This window comes from Pseudolysinimonas sp. (genome assembly GCF_039912695.1).
In the GTDB taxonomy this organism is placed as follows: domain Bacteria; phylum Actinomycetota; class Actinomycetes; order Actinomycetales; family Microbacteriaceae; genus Pseudolysinimonas_A.
Genome location: NZ_JBDSPJ010000022.1, coordinates 254447 through 270871, shown reverse-complemented (window position 1 = coordinate 270871; position 16425 = coordinate 254447). Strand labels below are relative to the sequence as shown.

Annotated in this window: 17 protein-coding genes; 9 read left to right on the top strand and 8 right to left on the bottom strand. The window is 66.5% G+C overall.

Annotated elements, in window-relative coordinates:
- Positions 1-24: 24 nt before the first annotated feature.
- On the bottom strand, positions 25-477 hold the full coding sequence (locus ABIR17_RS09600; protein ID WP_348004154.1) for a hypothetical protein: 453 nt from the start codon (positions 475-477) through the stop codon (positions 25-27).
- A 177-nt stretch (positions 478-654) separates the two neighbouring features.
- Between ABIR17_RS09600 and ABIR17_RS09595 the strand changes: the two genes are divergently transcribed.
- Positions 655-2034: a sensor domain-containing protein gene (locus ABIR17_RS09595; protein WP_348004153.1), complete on the top strand. Its 1380-nt coding sequence runs from the start codon at positions 655-657 to the stop codon at positions 2032-2034.
- Positions 2035-2172: 138 nt separating this feature from the next.
- On the top strand, positions 2173-2820 hold the full coding sequence (locus ABIR17_RS09590; RefSeq protein ID WP_348004152.1) for a response regulator transcription factor: 648 nt from the start codon (positions 2173-2175) through the stop codon (positions 2818-2820).
- 9 nt (positions 2821-2829) lie between these two features.
- On the opposite strand, the gene ABIR17_RS09585 is transcribed toward ABIR17_RS09590, so the two are convergent.
- Positions 2830-3195 (bottom strand): metalloregulator ArsR/SmtB family transcription factor, encoded by a 366-nt coding sequence (locus ABIR17_RS09585; RefSeq protein WP_348004151.1) that lies wholly within the window; start codon positions 3193-3195, stop codon positions 2830-2832.
- A 224-nt stretch (positions 3196-3419) separates the two neighbouring features.
- On the opposite strand from ABIR17_RS09585, the gene ABIR17_RS09580 reads away from it, so the two are divergent.
- From ABIR17_RS09580 to ABIR17_RS09570, 3 genes are read left to right on the top strand one after another with little or no spacing between them, the layout of a single operon-like run.
- The gene (locus tag ABIR17_RS09580) at positions 3420-3827 is read left to right on the top strand and encodes an arsenate reductase ArsC (RefSeq protein ID WP_348004150.1); all 408 of its coding nucleotides are present in this window, start codon (positions 3420-3422) and stop codon (positions 3825-3827) included.
- An 8-nt stretch (positions 3828-3835) separates the two neighbouring features.
- Entirely contained in the window at positions 3836-4540 is a 705-nt protein-coding gene (locus ABIR17_RS09575; RefSeq protein ID WP_348004149.1) for an MIP/aquaporin family protein, read from the top strand.
- Positions 4541-4551: 11 nt separating this feature from the next.
- Positions 4552-5304: a dienelactone hydrolase family protein gene (locus ABIR17_RS09570; protein WP_348004148.1), complete on the top strand. Its 753-nt coding sequence runs from the start codon at positions 4552-4554 to the stop codon at positions 5302-5304.
- An 8-nt stretch (positions 5305-5312) separates the two neighbouring features.
- On the opposite strand, the gene ABIR17_RS09565 is transcribed toward ABIR17_RS09570, so the two are convergent.
- The 5 genes from ABIR17_RS09565 to ABIR17_RS09545 form a co-directional block, all read right to left on the bottom strand.
- Complete coding sequence (locus tag ABIR17_RS09565; RefSeq protein ID WP_348004147.1) at positions 5313-6323, bottom strand: alcohol dehydrogenase catalytic domain-containing protein; 1011 nt, start codon at positions 6321-6323, stop codon at positions 5313-5315.
- Positions 6320-7225: a fumarylacetoacetate hydrolase family protein gene (locus ABIR17_RS09560; protein ID WP_348004146.1), complete on the bottom strand. Its 906-nt coding sequence runs from the start codon at positions 7223-7225 to the stop codon at positions 6320-6322. Before ABIR17_RS09560 ends, ABIR17_RS09565 begins: the two co-directional genes overlap by 4 nt.
- A gap of 22 nt (positions 7226-7247) precedes the next feature.
- A complete protein-coding gene (locus ABIR17_RS09555; RefSeq protein ID WP_348004145.1) occupies positions 7248-8132 on the bottom strand; it encodes an SMP-30/gluconolactonase/LRE family protein in 885 nt (294 codons plus the stop codon).
- Entirely contained in the window at positions 8129-8863 is a 735-nt protein-coding gene (locus ABIR17_RS09550; protein ID WP_348004304.1) for an SDR family oxidoreductase, read from the bottom strand. The genes ABIR17_RS09555 and ABIR17_RS09550 overlap by 4 nt, the downstream gene beginning before the upstream one ends.
- 66 nt (positions 8864-8929) lie before the next feature.
- Positions 8930-10657: an IlvD/Edd family dehydratase gene (locus tag ABIR17_RS09545; RefSeq protein WP_348004144.1), complete on the bottom strand. Its 1728-nt coding sequence runs from the start codon at positions 10655-10657 to the stop codon at positions 8930-8932.
- 75 nt (positions 10658-10732) lie between these two features.
- Here ABIR17_RS09545 and ABIR17_RS09540 point away from each other — a divergent pair, with 75 nt between their 5' ends.
- From ABIR17_RS09540 to ABIR17_RS09530, 3 genes are all read left to right on the top strand, one after another.
- Positions 10733-10927 (top strand): hypothetical protein, encoded by a 195-nt coding sequence (locus ABIR17_RS09540; RefSeq protein ID WP_348004143.1) that lies wholly within the window; start codon positions 10733-10735, stop codon positions 10925-10927.
- Positions 10928-11114: 187 nt separating this feature from the next.
- Positions 11115-12050 (top strand): SDR family oxidoreductase, encoded by a 936-nt coding sequence (locus ABIR17_RS09535; protein WP_348004303.1) that lies wholly within the window; start codon positions 11115-11117, stop codon positions 12048-12050.
- Between the two features lie 21 nt (positions 12051-12071).
- Complete coding sequence (locus ABIR17_RS09530; RefSeq protein WP_348004302.1) at positions 12072-13226, top strand: CapA family protein; 1155 nt, start codon at positions 12072-12074, stop codon at positions 13224-13226.
- Here ABIR17_RS09530 and ABIR17_RS09525 read toward each other — a convergent pair.
- Positions 13223-14704: an alpha/beta hydrolase domain-containing protein gene (locus tag ABIR17_RS09525; protein WP_348004142.1), complete on the bottom strand. Its 1482-nt coding sequence runs from the start codon at positions 14702-14704 to the stop codon at positions 13223-13225. The genes ABIR17_RS09530 and ABIR17_RS09525 overlap by 4 nt on opposite strands.
- Before the next feature lie 134 nt (positions 14705-14838).
- Here ABIR17_RS09525 and ABIR17_RS09520 point away from each other — a divergent pair, with 134 nt between their 5' ends.
- Positions 14839-16410 carry an ABC transporter substrate-binding protein gene (locus ABIR17_RS09520; RefSeq protein WP_348004141.1) on the top strand — a complete coding sequence of 524 codons (1572 nt, stop codon included), beginning with the start codon at positions 14839-14841 and terminating at the stop codon, positions 16408-16410.
- The last annotated feature ends 15 nt before the right edge of the window (positions 16411-16425 follow it).

Sequence of the window (16425 nt, the reverse complement as noted above, 5' to 3'; positions counted from 1 at the left end):
GGCGACGGGAAGTGGACTTTTCGTTTAACCGTTCGCCGTAACGCGCTGAGCAATCGCGACGATGATTCCGACGATCACGACGATCGCGGGCACGACCGCGAACGCGATGAGGTAGGTCATCTTCGTCGAGACATAGAACGAGCGGATGCCGGTTTTCCGCAGAGCGGCTACCCACGTCGTAATTCCCGACCGCGCGATCAGTTCGTCGTACTCGATGCTGTCGGCCATCGGGCCGTAGTTCGGGTCGGCAAACCACACCCGGATGGCGTCACCGTCTTTCGGCGTGAAAGTCAGGGACGACGTGAATCCGCCGATGCGCTTGAGATCGCCGATCGGCACGTCCCAGCCACTCGGCCCCACCTGGTGCGAGGTGTGGAGCACGATGTCGTCGCCGTCAGTCCACTCGAGCAGCTTGCTGGGCACCGAGCGTTGGATACCTCCGCCGACTCCGTAGGTGAGGGCGCGCAGTTTCGACATCAGCGATCCTCCGCGGTGCACACGCTTTTCAGCGTAACGGCGGTCGGCAGTCGCAACAGCCGGGGGTTAGCCCCACCGCGTTCGGGATGTGGGCACCATGCCGGTCTCGACGCGTTGTCGCGATGCTGAAGGCATCCCGATCGCGGGAGCCTTCTGCACCCCACAATGGAGCTGACCATGACCACAGTCACCCCGCCTCGCACCCTTCCGCACTACTGGCGGCTCTGGGCGGGCCTCCCTAAAGATTTGGCGTACCTGCTGATCGCGTTCCCGATCGCCTGCGTCACCTTCAGCCTGTCGATCACCTTCGTTTCGGCGGCGGCGGGAACGATCGCGACCTTCTTCTTGGGCATCGTGTTCCTGGTCGGTGCGCTGTACCTCGCGCGGATCGCGGGCACGCTGGACCTCGCACTGCTGCGCTGGATCGGGCGCCCCGCGATCCGCCTCCCGGAATGGAACGACCGCACCGCGAAGACCGGCTTCTTTGCCTGGCTGCGCGCATTGTTCGCCAACGCTCACTACTGGCTCTCCCTGGTCTGGACGACGATCGTGAACTTCATCGTCGCGACGTTCTCGTTCACAATCGCGGTCACCTGGTTCGCGACCGCGTTGGGTGGAGTGACGGCGTGGATCTGGAGCCCCTTCATCCCGAACCAAGACCGCGATTTTTCCCTCTCCCAGTGGGTTGTCGACGTCGTGCTGCACAACGGCACGCAGGTCGACGGGCGCACAGCCGATCTCGCGATCTACGTTGTGCTCGGCGTGCTGTTCACGGCGACGCTGCCGGTGGTGCTGCGCGGGCTGACCTGGATGCACTGGGGTATCGCCCGCGGGATGCTCGGTGCGTTCCGCACGGAGGCTCTCCAACGTGAGGTTGCCGATCTGTCGGAATCTCGGTCGGCTGCGGTTGCCGCAGAAGGCACCGCGCTTCGCCGGCTTGAGCGCGACATCCACGATGGTCCGCAGCAGCGTCTCGTGCGACTCCAGATGGATCTCGCCGCGGCCGAACGTCAACTCGACACCGATCCGGATGCCGCCCGCAAGCTGATCGCGGAAGCCACGCAGCAGTCGCGCGACGCCCTCGAAGAGCTGCGTGCGCTGTCGCGGGGATTTGCGCCGCCGATCCTGCTCGACCGCGGCCTGGTCGCGGCACTGGAGTCGCTCGCCGTGCGCAGTGCGGTGACGGTGCGGGTGGTGTCGACGCTGCCGGCGGGTACCGACCTGCCGATCGAACTGGAACGCAACGCCTACTTCATCGCGGCCGAAGGTCTCACCAACGCCGTGAAGCACAGCGGCTCGACCGCGATCGACCTGCGCCTGTCGCTGCGGCAGGTTGCTGGTGCCGCGTCGGAGTCGGATGCCACGTGGCTCGACATCGAAGTCACCGACGACGGCAAAGGCGGAGCGAAGGTGAAGGCGGATCACGGGATCGCCGGCCTCAAGGAGCGCGTACGCGGACTCGGCGGAACCCTCAACCTGTCGAGCCCTGCCGGTGGGCCGACGGTGCTGACCGCGCATCTTCCCGTTGCGGTCGCCACCCCGGCATCCGCTGGGTGAGCCGTTTCGCTGCGAGAGTCCCTTTCCGTTTTCAGGAAAAGTCCGCGGTTTTGCGACGGAACGGGACTCACAACAGGACAGCAGTAGACACCAGCAACATGGATTCCTGAAAACGGAAAGAACGGCAAGATGAAACAGGTGACCGGACTGCGCGTGGTGGTAGCCGACGACTCGGTGTTGCTGCGCGAGGGGTTGGTGCGCGTGCTGGTCGAGGCGGGGCACGAGGTCGTCGGCTCCTATGGGGATGCCGACGCCCTCCTCGCCGAGGTCGAGACTCTCGCTCCCGACCTCGCGGTGCTCGACGTTCGGATGCCGCCGACGTTTCGGGATGAGGGGGTGCGCGCCGCGATTCGGTTGCGGTCACTGGTGCCGCGCACCGGCATCCTGTTGCTGTCGCAGTACGTCGAAGTCGCCTACGCGCAGGAGTTGCTCGGCAGCGGGAGCGGTGGAGTCGGCTACCTGCTGAAGGATCGCGTCGCCTCACTCGCCGAACTGGTCGACGCGATCGACCGCATCGCCGACGGGGGCACGGTGCTCGACCCGGAGGTGGTGGCGCAACTGATCGGGCGGCGTCACGATCCGTTGGCGACCCTGACCCCGCGCGAGCGCGAGGTGCTGCAGCTGATGGCGGAGGGGCGCAGCAACGTCGCGGTCGCCGAGGCCCTGTTCATCGGAGTCGGCGCAGTCGAGAAGAACGTCACGGCAATCTTCGGCAAACTTGGCCTCGAAGATTCCGGCATCGACCACCGGCGCGTTCTCGCGGTGCTGGCTTGGCTGCAGCGCTAACCCAAGCGGTCACACCGAGGCGAGCAGCCCCGAGACCGTGTCGAGCGAGCCGGGGATCAGTCGGTAGTACGCCCAGGTTCCCCGCTTGCTGCGGGTCAGAAACCCGGCGTCGACAAGCACTTTGAGGTGGTGCGAGACCGTCGGTTGCGCGATGTCGAGCGGATCGGTGAGGTCGCAGACGCAGGCTTCGGCGTCGTCGTGAGCGGCGACCATCGACAGGATGCGCAGCCGCGTCGGGTCGGCGAGCGCTTTGAGTGAGCGGCTCAGGCTCTCGGCATTCGGTGTGCTGATCGCCGCTCGGGTGAGCGGGGCGCAGCAGGCGGCGAGATCGCGCAGCGGGATCAACTCGATGGCTGGCGCAGTGGCGACGGGCATGACGACATCCTCTCATATATTGACAACTATCGATGTTTAAGCCACGCTCACTACATCGACACCCGTCGATGGAAGGGAGAACGCCATGAGCGAGTGCTGCGACCCGATCGCCTGCCCGCCGGGGTCAGAAGACCTCTGCGAGCCGTACTGCTGCTGAGTTCACCGTCCGGCCGTCGCGCGCGGGCGGCCGGGCTCCATCCCTGTTTGACTTGACACTGTTCACCATGAGCGAGGCCCCCATGACCCCCACCGTTCTGTTTGTCTGCGTGCACAACGCGGGCCGCTCCCAGATGGCCGCCGGCTTCCTACGGTCGCTTGCCGGAGATCGCGTGCGCGTGCTATCCGCCGGGTCGGAGCCCGCGGCATCCCTCAACCCGGTTGCCGTCGCCGCGATGGCGGAGGAGGGCATCGACATCGCCGGAGAGAGCCCGGCACTTCTCGCGACGGATGACGTGCGAGCCTCCGATGTGGTCATCACGATGGGCTGCGGCGACACCTGCCCGATCTTCCCGGGGAAGCGCTACGAGGACTGGGAATTGACTGACCCTGCCGGGCTCGGAATCGACGAGGTACGCGTGATTCGCGACGACATCCGGATGCGCGTCGAACGGCTGCTCGTCGGCCTGGAGTGACCCGGAGGATGGCTGTCCTGCCGATCCCCGACGTATTGCCGCTGCCGCGGCGGCTGCTCGCCGAGTTCCTCGGCACCCTGCTCCTCGTCGCGATCGTCGTCGGGTCAGGGATCGCCGCCCAAACCCTCTCGCCGGGCGACGCAGGACTGCAGTTGCTTGAAACTGCGCTCGCGACCGCCTTCGGGTTGTTCGTGCTGATTGCGGTGTTTGCGCCCCTCTCGGGTGCTCACCTCAATCCCGCGATCACCGCGGTCGCGGCTGCGTTCGGGTCGAGCAAGCTTCGTGATGTGCTGCCGTATCTGCTCGCGCAGGTTTCGGGTGGCATCATCGGGGCAATCCTGGCGAACCTGATGTTCGGGCTCGCCCCCGTCGCGATCAGCACCCACGATCGGTGGAGCTGGCCGCACGCCCTCGCCGAAGTCGTCGCCACGGCAGGACTCGTGTTGGTCGTGTTCCTGCTCGAAAACTTCGGTCGCGAAGCGTTGATCGCCCCGGCGGTCGCGGCCTACATCGGAGCCGGCTACTTCTTCACCAGCTCGACGGCCTTCGCGAATCCGGCCGTGACAGTTGGCCGCATGTTCTCCGACACGTTCGCCGGCATCGCGCCTGGGTCGGCCCTCGGGTTCGTGGCAGCGCAGGTTATGGGCGGGGTGATCGGTGTGGTTCTTCTGCGTCTGTTGCTCCCGAAGCATCCGACGCTGCCCGCGACGTGATCAGATAGGCCATGGCCGTCTCAGCAACGCAGCTTCGCGACATCCACATTCCTGGTCGTGCCGAGGGTGGGAGCCCAGAACTGCGTGGCGTACTCGGGGTTCCCGAAGGCACGGGTCCGTTTCCGGCGGTCGTCGTCATGCACGAGGCATTCGGCGCCGACGAGCAGATGCGGCTTCAGGTGGCGAAGCTCACGAGCCTCGGCTACCTGACCCTGATGCCCGACCTCTACTCGATGGGCGGCACACGCAAGTGCCTCATTGCGACGGCACGCGCGCTTCGATCGGGCACCGGTCGCGCCTACGCCGACATCGAGTCAGCGCGGGTCCTGCTGCTCGAACGCCCGGATGCCAACGGCTCGGTGGGTGTCATCGGATTCTGCATGGGTGGCGGCTTCGCACTGATGACCGCTGCCGACCACGGCTTCGACGCGGCGGCGAGCAACTACGGCCTGCTTCCGCGCGACCTGGATGCCGCACTCGAGCACGCCTGCCCGATCGTCGGGAGCTACGGGGGCGCCGATCGGTCGCTGAAGGGCGCCGCCGCAAAGCTGGAGACCACCCTCAGCCGTCACGGCATCCCGCACGACCTCAAGGAGTATCCGGGCGCGGGCCATCAGTTCATGAACACCACCGTCAACGGGCCGGCAGTGTTCCGCCCGTTTGCGCGGGTGTCGGGGTTCGGCCCGAATCCCGACGCGGCGGCGGATGCCTGGCAGCGGATTGACGCGTTCTTCCGCGAGCACCTCGTGCCGCCCGCTGGCTAGCGACCGCGCTAGTCGATCCCGATGTGGAACTTCGGGCCGGGCCCGGCGCCGTCGGGACGTTCACCGGCGAGCACCGGGGCGAGGTCGTCGAGGGTGACGGTCGCCGCGATGAGGGGCCGCGGGTCGACGTCGCCGCGGGCGTAGGCGTCGATCGTCGCGCTGAGACCCGGAGAGGCACTCAGGATGCCGACCGCCGTGACGTCTTTCAGGGCCAGGGTGCGGGTGTCGATCAGACTCTGCGATCCGGCGAGTCCGACGTAGACGACCCGCTTGCCCGGCTCGACGAGTTCGAGCGCTTTGGCCGGGAGTGCCGGGGCGTTCGACGCGTCGATGACGGCATCCCACGGCAGTTCGGGGAGGGCGTCTTCGGTCCAGACCCCGTCGAAGCCGAGGGTGCGGGCGAACGCGAGTGACCGGTCGCCGCGACCCATCAGGTGCACCTCGGCGCCGGCAGCCCGTGCGAACATCCCCACGAGAAGGCCGATCGTGCCGGGTCCGAGCACAAGGGCACGATCCCCCGGTCGAAGTGCGGCGCCCTGTACCGACCGCAGCGCGTTGCCGCCGGGTTCGACGAGGGCGCCGAGTGCGTCATCCACCCCATCCGGTAACTCGCGCAGAGCGCGCTCGGGTACCGCGACCTGCTCGGCCAGCGCTCCCGGTCGCCCGTTCCTGATGCCGATTTCGGTGCGGTTCTCGCAGACGTGCTGATACCCGGAGGTGCAGCGGCGGCACTCCCCGCATCCCAACATCGTGTCGCCCGTGACGCGCCGGCCGAGCCACCGGGGGTTGACGCCGTCGCCGAGCGCGGTGACAGTTCCCATCCATTCGTGGCCCAGCCGCATCGGGTAGTGCGCGAACCCGTCGTGGAGGTACTGCATTTCGCCGGTGAAGAACTCGATGTCGGTGCCGCAGACTCCCGCTCGCTGCACGTCGACGACGACCTCACCTGGCCCGGCGACGGGAGGGTCAACCTCCTGCACGCCGGCCTGGTGCGGGCCGGTGACGACGAACGCTTTCATTCCGTCGCCGAAGCCCCTGGAGCCGAGACCCTCGGCGCGATGACGTTCTGCCGCTGACTGCCGAGTCCGTCAATACCGAGTTCCATGACATCCCCGGGTTGCAGCCAGACTTGCGGCTTCATGCCCATGCCGACGCCGGGCGGGGTGCCGGTGTTGATCAGATCGCCGGGCTCGAGCACGAGGAACTGGCTGAGGTAGTGCACGATGAAATAGGGATCGAAGACCATCGTCGAGGTCGAGCCGGTCTGCCGGCGCGCGCCGTTGATGTCGAGCCACATCCCGAGATTGAGAACGTCGGGAATCTCGTCGGGGGTGACCAGCCATGGGCCTGCCGGGTTGAAGGTCTCGGCCGACTTGCCTTTGCTCCACTGGCCGAGGCGTTCAATTTGGAAGGCGCGCTCGCTGACGTCGTTGACGACAGTGAACCCGGCGACGTGGTCGCGTGCCTCCTCGATCGAGTTCAGGTACGAGGTGCGCTTGCTGATCACGATGCCCAGTTCGACCTCCCAGTCGGGCTTGGTCGAGCCGCGCGGGATGCGCACGTCGTCGTTGGGCCCGATCAGGGTGTTCGGCGACTTGGTGAACAGGATGGGCTCGCTCGGCACCTCGGCGCCGGTTTCGGCGGCGTGGTCGCTGTAGTTCAGTCCGATGCACAGAATCTGGTGCGGCCGCGTGAATGGCGCACCGACCCGCACGCCTTCGAGCGACAGGGGCGTCCCGGATGCGATCCGCTCGGCGACGATCGGCCGGATGCGGTCGAGCCCGCCGCTTCCGAAGAATTCCTCGTTGAAGTCATCCACCACATCTGACAGGTCGACGTACGTGCTTTCCGAGACTGTGCCATCAGAGACCAGAGCGGCGGGCTTTTCCGACCCCACAGGGCCGACGCGCAAGAGCTTCATGTGTTCCTCTTCGTTGGGGTGATTAGGCGGGGAGCCCCGACCAGAGGTTCGCGGGCAGGCCGCGCACTCCCGGATCGAGGGTGAACAGGTGGCCCGACAGCGGGTACTGCGCGAGCGCTTCGGGCGCGAGGTCTTTGGTTGCGGTCGTGATGACCAGGGTGGCGAGGTCGGGTCCGGCGAACGCGACGCACGAGGTGTTCGGGGCGGGCACGTCGATCACCTGCACCAGTTCGGCAGCGGGGGAGTAGCGACGCACCTGGCCGAGGCTCCAGATCGCGATCCAGACGTGACCTTCGACATCCACACACATGCCGTCGGGGTAGCCCTCGTCGAGCGTGAGAAATACCTCGCGCGGTCCGAGGGCCCCGGTGACCGGATCGAATGGTCGAGAGTTCACAATCCGCGCGACGGTATCGATGCTGTACATCGTCGAGGCGTCGGGCGACCAGCCGAGTCCATTCGAGAGGGTCAGGTCGTCGTCGAGCACCTCGACGCGACCGTCGGAATGCACCACCGAGAGCGTCTCGATCACCGTGGGTCCGTCGTCGGGGCGGCAGGTTCCGACCAGGAACCGGCCCAGCGGGTCGACCTTCCCCTCGTTCAGGCGACGACCGGATGCCGGAGGGACGATCCGCGGACCGGTCACGATCTCGCCGCTCGGCTGGTGCACCAGGATCTCCTCGGCGCCGGCGACGATCCAGTCGCCCGCCTCAGAAACCGCGACTGCACCGGTAGTACCGGGAAACGCGACCCGGTCGAGCGTCGTGATCGTGCCGTTTGCATTGAGCGTGCCCGACAGAACCGTGCCCGTGCGGATGTCGACCCAGAGCAACACCCCGCGGATCGGATCCCAGAGCGGACCTTCCGCGAGGTCGAAACTTTCCCCCGTCGCGACGACCAGCGTCATACCCGCAGCGCTCCCATGCCGCCGTCGACGAGCAACACCAGTCCGGTGGTCGAACCAGCGGCCGGGTCGACGAGGTAGGCGATCGCGAGGGCGACCTCGTCGGGGGTGACCAGGCGCCCGATCGGCTGACGCTTACGCAGCGCCTCGGCCGCGGCGACCGGGTCATCGGCGGCGCCGATCAGCCGCCCGACCCAGGCCGTGTCGACGGTGCCGGGCGCGACAGCGTTGACCCGGATGCCGTCCTTCAGATGATCCGCCGCCATTGCGAGGGTGAGTGCTGAGACTGCGCCCTTCGTAGCGCTGTAGAGGGCACGGTTGACGACGCCGACGGTCTCGACGATCGACGAGACGTTGACGATCACGGGATGCGGCGACCTGCGCAGGTGGGGGAGAGCCGCCACACTCATCCGCGCGATCGACACGACGTTGACGTCGAAGACCCGGTGCCATTCGGCAGCGTCGTTCGCGGTCACGTCTCCGGTCGCGCCGATGCCCGCGTTGTTGACGACCACATCGAGTCGTCCGAAGCGCGCGACCACCGCATCCACGGCGTCCTTCACCGCGTCGTCGTCGGTGATGTCGCAGAGGAAGGCCGGGATGCCGTCAGGCGCGGCCGAGATGTCGCGATCGAAAATGACCGCTTCGAAGCCGCGTTCGCGCAGGAGCGCAACCGTGCGCTGGCCGATTCCGCCCGCGCCGCCGGTCACGATTGCGACGAGTTTCTCGGTCATCTCAGGCATCCGGGGCTCCGTTCGGGGTGATTCGCGGCGGTGTGATTCGAGTCAGTGAAATTCGGGTCAGTGGGATTCGCGACTGACGACCGAGCCCGACGATCCGACCAGAAAGTCGAGGTCGGCGCCGGTGTCGGCCTGCATGACGTGGTCGACGTACAGCCTCTCCCAGCCACGGCGCGGTTTCGCGTATCCCGCGACGGTGGCGGCGTTCGGTTGGCGCAGAGCGAGTTCTTCGGCCGAGACCTCAAGGTCGAGTTTCTTGCCCCGCACGTCGAGCGAAATCCAGTCGCCGGTTTGCACGAGCGAGAGCGGCCCTCCGGCGGCGGACTCGGGCGTGACGTGCAGCACGACGGTGCCGTAGGCGGTACCGCTCATCCGGCCGTCGCAGATGCGCACCATGTCGCGCACCCCCTGCTCGAGCAACTTCGTCGGCAGCGGCATGTTCGCGACCTCAGGCATTCCGGGGTAGCCGACGGGACCGCAGCCCCGCAGCACGAGAACCGAGTTGGCGTCGACATCCAGTTCGGGGTCATCGATGCGGGCGCGGAAGTCTTCGATCGAGTCAAACACGACCGCCTTGCCGCGGTGCTTCAACAGATGGGGGGATGCCGCGGCCGGCTTGATGATCGCCCCACCGGGAGCGAGGGTGCCACGCAGTACGGCGATTCCGGCCGACGGCAGCAGGGGGGCGTCGCGTGGAGTGATGACGTCGGCATCCCAGATCTGGGCATCGTCGAGGTAGTCGACGAGCGGCTTGCCGGTGATAGTCAGTGCCGACGGGTCGAGCAGGTCTTTCACCTCGCGCAGCACGGCGAGGAAGCCGCCCGCGCGGTAGAGGTCATCCATCAGGTACTGGCCGGCCGGCTGGAGGTTGACCAGCAGCGGAACGTTCGCCCCGATGCGGTCGAAGTCGTCGATGCTCAACTCGATGCCGAGGCGTCCGGCGATCGCGAGCAGGTGCACGACGGCGTTGGTCGAACCGCCGATCGCGGCGAGGGCGACGATCGCGTTGTGGAATGACGCCTTCGTCAGAAACGTGCTGGGCCGACGGTCTTTTCGCACTAGCTCGACGGCAAGGCGCCCGGTCTCGTGTGCAGCCTGCTTGAGGCGGTTGTCGGGCGCGGGCGTTCCGGCGAGCCCGGGGATGACCGTGCCGAGCGCTTCCGCGACCAGCGCCATCGTCGACGCCGTGCCCATCGTGTTGCAGTGGCCCGCGCTGCGGATCGTCGCGCCCTCCGACTGCAGGAACGACTCGTTCGACAGGGTGCCCGCACGAACCTCTTCGCTCAGGCGCCAGACATCCGTTCCGCAGCCGAGAGCTTCACCGCGGAAGTGTCCGGTCAGCATCGGCCCGCCCGGCACGACGACGGCCGGCAGATCGACGGATGCCGCCGCCATCAGCAGCGCCGGGATCGTCTTGTCACAGCCGCCGAGCAACACAACTCCGTCGATCGGGTTGGCGCGCAGCATCTCTTCGGTCGCCATCGCGGCCATGTTGCGCCACAGCATCGCCGTCGGCCGAACTTGGGTTTCACCCATCGACACCACCGGCAACTCGAGCGGGATGCCGCCGGCCTCGTAGATGCCGTTCTTCACCGACTGGGCGATCTCGGTCAGGTGGGAGTTGCACGGGGTCAGGTCGGAGGCGGTGTTCGCGATGGCGATCTGCGGCCGGCCCTCGAACGCGTTGCCCGGAACGCCCCGCCGCATCCAAGCCCGGTGGATGTAGGAGTTACGGTCGGTGCCCGCGTACCACTCGTCGCTGCGCAGCCCATCGTTGGACATCGTCATCCCGTTCGCTTGTTGCACGCCTGTCGATATTCTCGCGCAATTGTCGATGCGACCCGGACCTGAAAGGATCACGTCATGGAGTTCACACAGTGGTTCCCGAAGTTGTCCGAAGACACCAAGGTCTGGTTCTTGCAGAACATGGAGACACCGATTCCGCCGGAGATCAGCGCCGAGGTCGTCGCAGCCGGTGGCCCGTCGGGTGACATGTTGTCGGCCGCCGATGCCGAGTTGGTCGAGCGGATGAACAACGGCGACGACATCGGGATCTGACGCCGAGGCTTAGCCTCCTGAATTCGGTCGAGCAATCGAGGCCGGATGCGTGGGTGTGTGCGGTCGTGAAGGCGTCTCGTTGCCGCCGGGGTAGGGCTTGATATCATCAAGCAACCTGATAAAGTCAGGCACGCTGTTCGATCGGCCTGACAGGGCGGCGACGCACCCAAAGGAGCCTCGTATGCCCATCTCGCTCACCGGCAAAGTCGCGATCGTCACGGGCAGTGGAGCAGGACTCGGGGCTGCCTACGCGGCAGCCCTGGCGCGGGCGGGAGCGGCAGTCGTCATCAACGACGTGTCGGCTGAGGCTGCCGACCGAACCGTCGCGCGGATTGTGGCGGACGGGGGAAGGGCGACCGCGTTCGTTGCACCGGTCGCCACCTCTGGGGTGGCACAAAGCTTGGTCGACACGGCCGTGACCGAGTTCGGCTCGCTCGACATCCTCGTGACGAACGCAGGAATCCTTCGCGACAAGTCCTTTCTGAAGATGACCGATGACGACTTCGATGCCGTCATCGGTGTGCACCTGCGCGGCACCTTCACCTGCGCACGGGCGGCCTTTGGCTATTTCAAAGAGCACGAGAAGCCCGGCCGCATCATCGCGATCGGATCGCCGACCGGGCAGCGGGGCAACTTCGGCCAGACCAACTACGCCGCGGCGAAGGCCGGAGTGGTCGGGATGATCCGAACCTGGGCGATTGAGATGAAGAAGGCCGGCGTCACCGCGAACGCGGTCATTCCCGTCGCGGCGACGGCGATGACGGCAACGATCCCGTACTTCGCCGCGGCCGTGGAGGCAGCTGACCGGGGCGAGGCGATGCCGGCGTTCTTCCGGCACGATCTGGGATTCGGCACTGCGGAGGATGTCGCGGGCCTGGTCGTCTGGCTCGCCTCCGACGAAGCCGCGGCGATCACGGGACAAGTCATCGGAGCGGGCGGAGACCGGCTCCAGCTGTGGCGTCACCCCGAGGTGCTCGAGTCCTACTTCCATGAGGGCGGCTGGTCGGCCGACGACATCCAGGAAGACCTGTCCGTCGAACTCTCCGATCACCTCCAAACCGTTGGTGACCCACCCTTCCCCGCGCTCCCGGCGGAGCTCGACCGCAGTGTCACTCCCGCCTGAGCCGGGCGGGGGACAATCGTGATGAACCCTATCGAGGCGACGAGCTCGACGACCGTCCGCATCCTCGCGGTCGGCGATCTCGTGCTCGACCAACCCGACATCGCCCGCTGGTTCGAACCGACGCGTGATCTGATCAGAAGCGCGCACCTCGCGATCGGTCAGATCGAAGTGCCGCATTCGACATCGACCGAGGTCGCGACGCTCGACGTTCCCGCGCCACCCGCCGATCCCGCCAACCTGGTCGCCGCAGCGGAGGTCGGATTCGCGGTCGGCACACTCGCCGGCAACCACGTGTACGACTGCGGCCCCCAAGGGATCTCCGACACAATCGCGACAGCCACGGGCGCGGGGATGACGGTGACCGGAGCCGGCGCCCATCTCGCAGCAGCCCGAAAGCCGGCGATCGTCGAACGCCTCGGCCGTTCCATCGGGGTTGTGAGCTACAACTGCGTCGGGCCGCGCGAGTCGTGGGCGACGAGCGCAAAGGCCGGCGCGGCGTACGTGCGGGTCATCACGCACTACGAGCTCGACACCGCGAATCCTGGCGGCCCGCCGTCGGTCTACACGTTTGCCGACCGAACCTCTCTCGCTTCCTTTGTCGCTGATGTCAAAGACCTTGCCGCGACAGTGCAGATCCCCATCGTCGCGTTGCACAAGGGCATCGGGCACGTCCCGGTTGATGTTGCCGACTATGAGATCGAGGTCGCACATGCCGCGATAGATGCCGGAGCGCACGCCGTGATCGGGCATCACGCGCACATCCTGCGCGGAATCGAGATGTACCGAGGCAGGCCGATCTTTCATGGCCTCGGCAACTTCGTGACCGTCACGAACGCCCTCGCGACCAGTCAGGCCGATAGCCCCGAGCGGCAGGCATGGGCTCGTCGGCGTCGCCGTCTGTTTGGGTTCGAACCCGATCCGGCGATGCCGGTCTACCCGTTTCATCCGGAGAGCCGCAACACAATGATCGCCGTTCTCGATGCCGACGACGACGGGCTTCGGGCGGGCTTCATTCCCTGTTGGATTGACGACGACGCGCGGCCCGTGCCCCACGGCGACGACGATCGGGGGATTTCGGTGACCGCCTACATCGCGCGCATTTCGCGTGAGGCAGGATTCGACACGACCTTCACCTGGCAGGACGGCATCGTCAGGGTGGGGGAGCGCTCGACCTAGCGGTCAGTCGCGCGCGTCGCGGCAACCCACCGCGGGTTGACCGACTCGAGCAGTTCTTCAGCGTCCGTCGTCAGCAGCAGCCCGGCCTCGGTCAGCTGGCGCGTCGCCGCGGTAAACGCGGTGCGGTAATCCGATTCGAGAGGAAATCGCTCGAGGACCTGTGTGACGGGGAATCGCTCGACGGTCGCGCGCAGCCACGCCCCAATCGCGGGGTCTCCGAACGGCGTCCAATCCGGCAGCTTGCCGGCGCCGGGTGCGGGGGTGCGGGGTGCCGGGGTGCCGTGGGGAAAATACCGTCCGAGTGGCGCGACGATCCAGGGTGTGCGTACGCCCCCGGTCACGTTGCCGTCAGCGTCGCGCGAGAGATCGCGGCCCTTCGCCGGGGGCGAGTCGGGATCCACACCCTCGGGGTCTTCGGCGAACGTCAAGCGATCCGCGCGCGGCGGGACGCGTCGCTGGGCGACCCAGTCATCCATCCGTTGCAGCACCGCGCGCGCCACGAGGTCGAGCCGTCCATCCGACTCTTCCTCGAGTATCGGCGTCTCGGGCATTTCCTGGCCGATCGCGGCGAGCTGTGCGTTGTTGCTCAGACGTCCGTGCGACCACGCCTCGATGTGACCCGTGCCGGCGACCTGGTACAGCCGGTAGGCGTCGCCGATGTGGTCGGAGTCCTCCCGCAGCTGATGAAAGTGAGTCTCGGATTCGCATTCACTGAGCACCTCGAACACCGGCACGCCGACGTCGCGCACCATCCGACGCGGGTCGAGGGGCGGCAAGGGCGCCGATGCTGCCGACAGCGGGGGGTATCCGGCATCGCCCGCGCCGCCGGATGAGATGAAGATGACCGCGCCATCAACGGAGTTCGGGTGACGACCGGCAAAACCTTCGCGCAGGAACACGCGGACGAAGCTGCCCGTGGCGGACCAGCCCGACAACAGGATGCGTTCGGGGCGAAGTACGGGCACGCCGCCATCGCGAAGCGCGGAGGCGACACCGCCGAGGATGTCCCATTCGAGACCCTCAGCCGGAATGTCAAGTTCCGCGTAGCGGATGGGGTCGACGACTTCGCGGAGAAACGTGGCCATATGCGCGTATACCGTTACTCCGACCCAGGCATCTCCCGAACGCACGATGTGCTCTCCAGCTGCCGCCCAGGTAAGCGCCTCCTCCTGCATCGGGTGAAGCACCTCAAGGTGCACGGTTCCGCTCGCGCGGGAAGGGTCGAGCGGGCGGCGCACGAGTAGGCGCGTCACGTAGGCATGAGGGTGTCCAACTTCGGTCGGCACTCCGGGCACCTCAGAAACCGCCCAGGTCGAGGCCTCCCCTGCGGCGAGGAACTCGGTCTCGATGTAGCCGTGCGTCGCGAGATCGACGGCCGCCCCGAGCGTTGGAGTCGCACCAATGAGAAACTCGGCCGAGCCAAACGGCATTCCGGTCGGTGCGTCGAATGCGCGCAGATGCGGTGGAGTCGAAGTCATCGTTGTCTTCTTCCGAGGGTCAGTTGCAGATTATCAGGTTACTTGATAGGTTCCTCGTCACCGAGCGGCAGTTACAACCCCCGCCGCTCGGCCCGTGAATCGGGAAATTTCGGTTCTTGCAAAGGAGCAGTCCCATGAAACATTCCTCTCGCGTGGTCAAGCTCGCTGTCGCCGTAGCGGCCGCCGCGATCGCCCTCACCTCGCTATCAGCATGCACAACACCAGCACCCTCGCCCTCGAGTGAGCGCGGAGCCTTGCTCACGACGCAGTTCGGCGGCGTTCCGATCAGCCTCAACCCGGCGCTCGCCGGCACGGGCGGAAGCACCATTTTCACCTACCTCGCTTACGACCCGCTGATCTACACCGCGGGCAACGGTGACCTCCTTCCTGACCTCGCCACAGACTGGAAGTTCATCGACGACAACAACACGCAGCTCGAGCTCACCATTCGCGACGGCGTCAAATTCCAGGACGGCACCGATCTCGATGCCGCTGCCGTCGTCGGATCGATGAAGTACTTCCTCTCCGCGGGCGGGCCCTCGCTCGCCGATGCAGGTCCCATCGCGTCGGTCGAGGCGAAGGATGCCCAGACCGTCGTCGTTACCTATTCGACCCCGTTCCCGACCGGTCCCGAAAAGCTCGGGCAGTACAACATGATCGGCCTGATCATCGCGCCGGCGGGCGTCGCCAACCCGGGTTCGCTGCTGACCAAGCCGAACGGTACGGGTCAGTACATCTATAACGCCGATGAGACGGTCGCTGAATCGACCTACGTGTACGACCGCAACCCCGACTACTGGAATCCCGACGCGCAGCAGTACGAACGCATCGACGTGCAGGTCATCGGGGATCCAACGGCCGTGGTCTCTGCTGCGACCACAGGTCAGGTTGACTTCGCCTCGGCGAACCCCGACACCGCAAAGACCGCGGCGGATGCGGGGCTGCAGATCCTCCAGGCGCCGTTCTTCAACTGGGGCATCACGATCCTCGATCGGGATGGCACCCTCGTGCCGGCGCTCGCCGACGAGAATGTGCGCCAGGCGATCGGCTACGCCATCGACCGCGACGCGGTTGTGAACGCACTCGGTGCGGACTACAGCCACGCGAGCGGTCAGATCGCGAACACGGGCGTACCCGGATACATTGACGGCTACGGGTTCGACTTCGATCTCGCGAAGGCCAAGGATCTCATGGCGAAGTCGGCGTTCCCGAACGGTTTCTCGATGACCTTGCTGTCGGAAAGCATCCTCGACTCTCAGTCGACGATTGCCCAGACCGCGATCGCCCACCTTTCCGAGATCGGTATCGATGTGCAGCTGCAGGTAGAGGCGGCCGTGCCCACGTTTATCGGAAGCGCGGGCTCGAAGTCGTACGCTGCCGCCCTGTGGCCGATCGTCGGTCAGCGCGCGTCGGAGCCGGCCAGCAACATCACCGGGCCCGGATTCCTCAACGCGTTCCAGGTCGGGGATGACCAACTCGCCTCGCTCATCAAGGACTCGAACGTCGGGTCAGACCAGGATCGCCTTGCGGCACAAGAGGCCATCACGAAGCGCTCGAACGAGATCGGGTTCTTCATCCCGATCGTCGCGACCGACTCGGTCTACATGGTGTCCTCGAAGGTCGCGAACGTCACCATTTCGGCGATCAACTCGCAGCCCATGCCGATCGGCCCTGACGCCGACCACGCCTGGCACCCGGTGCGCTGATCGGGTGAAACGTCG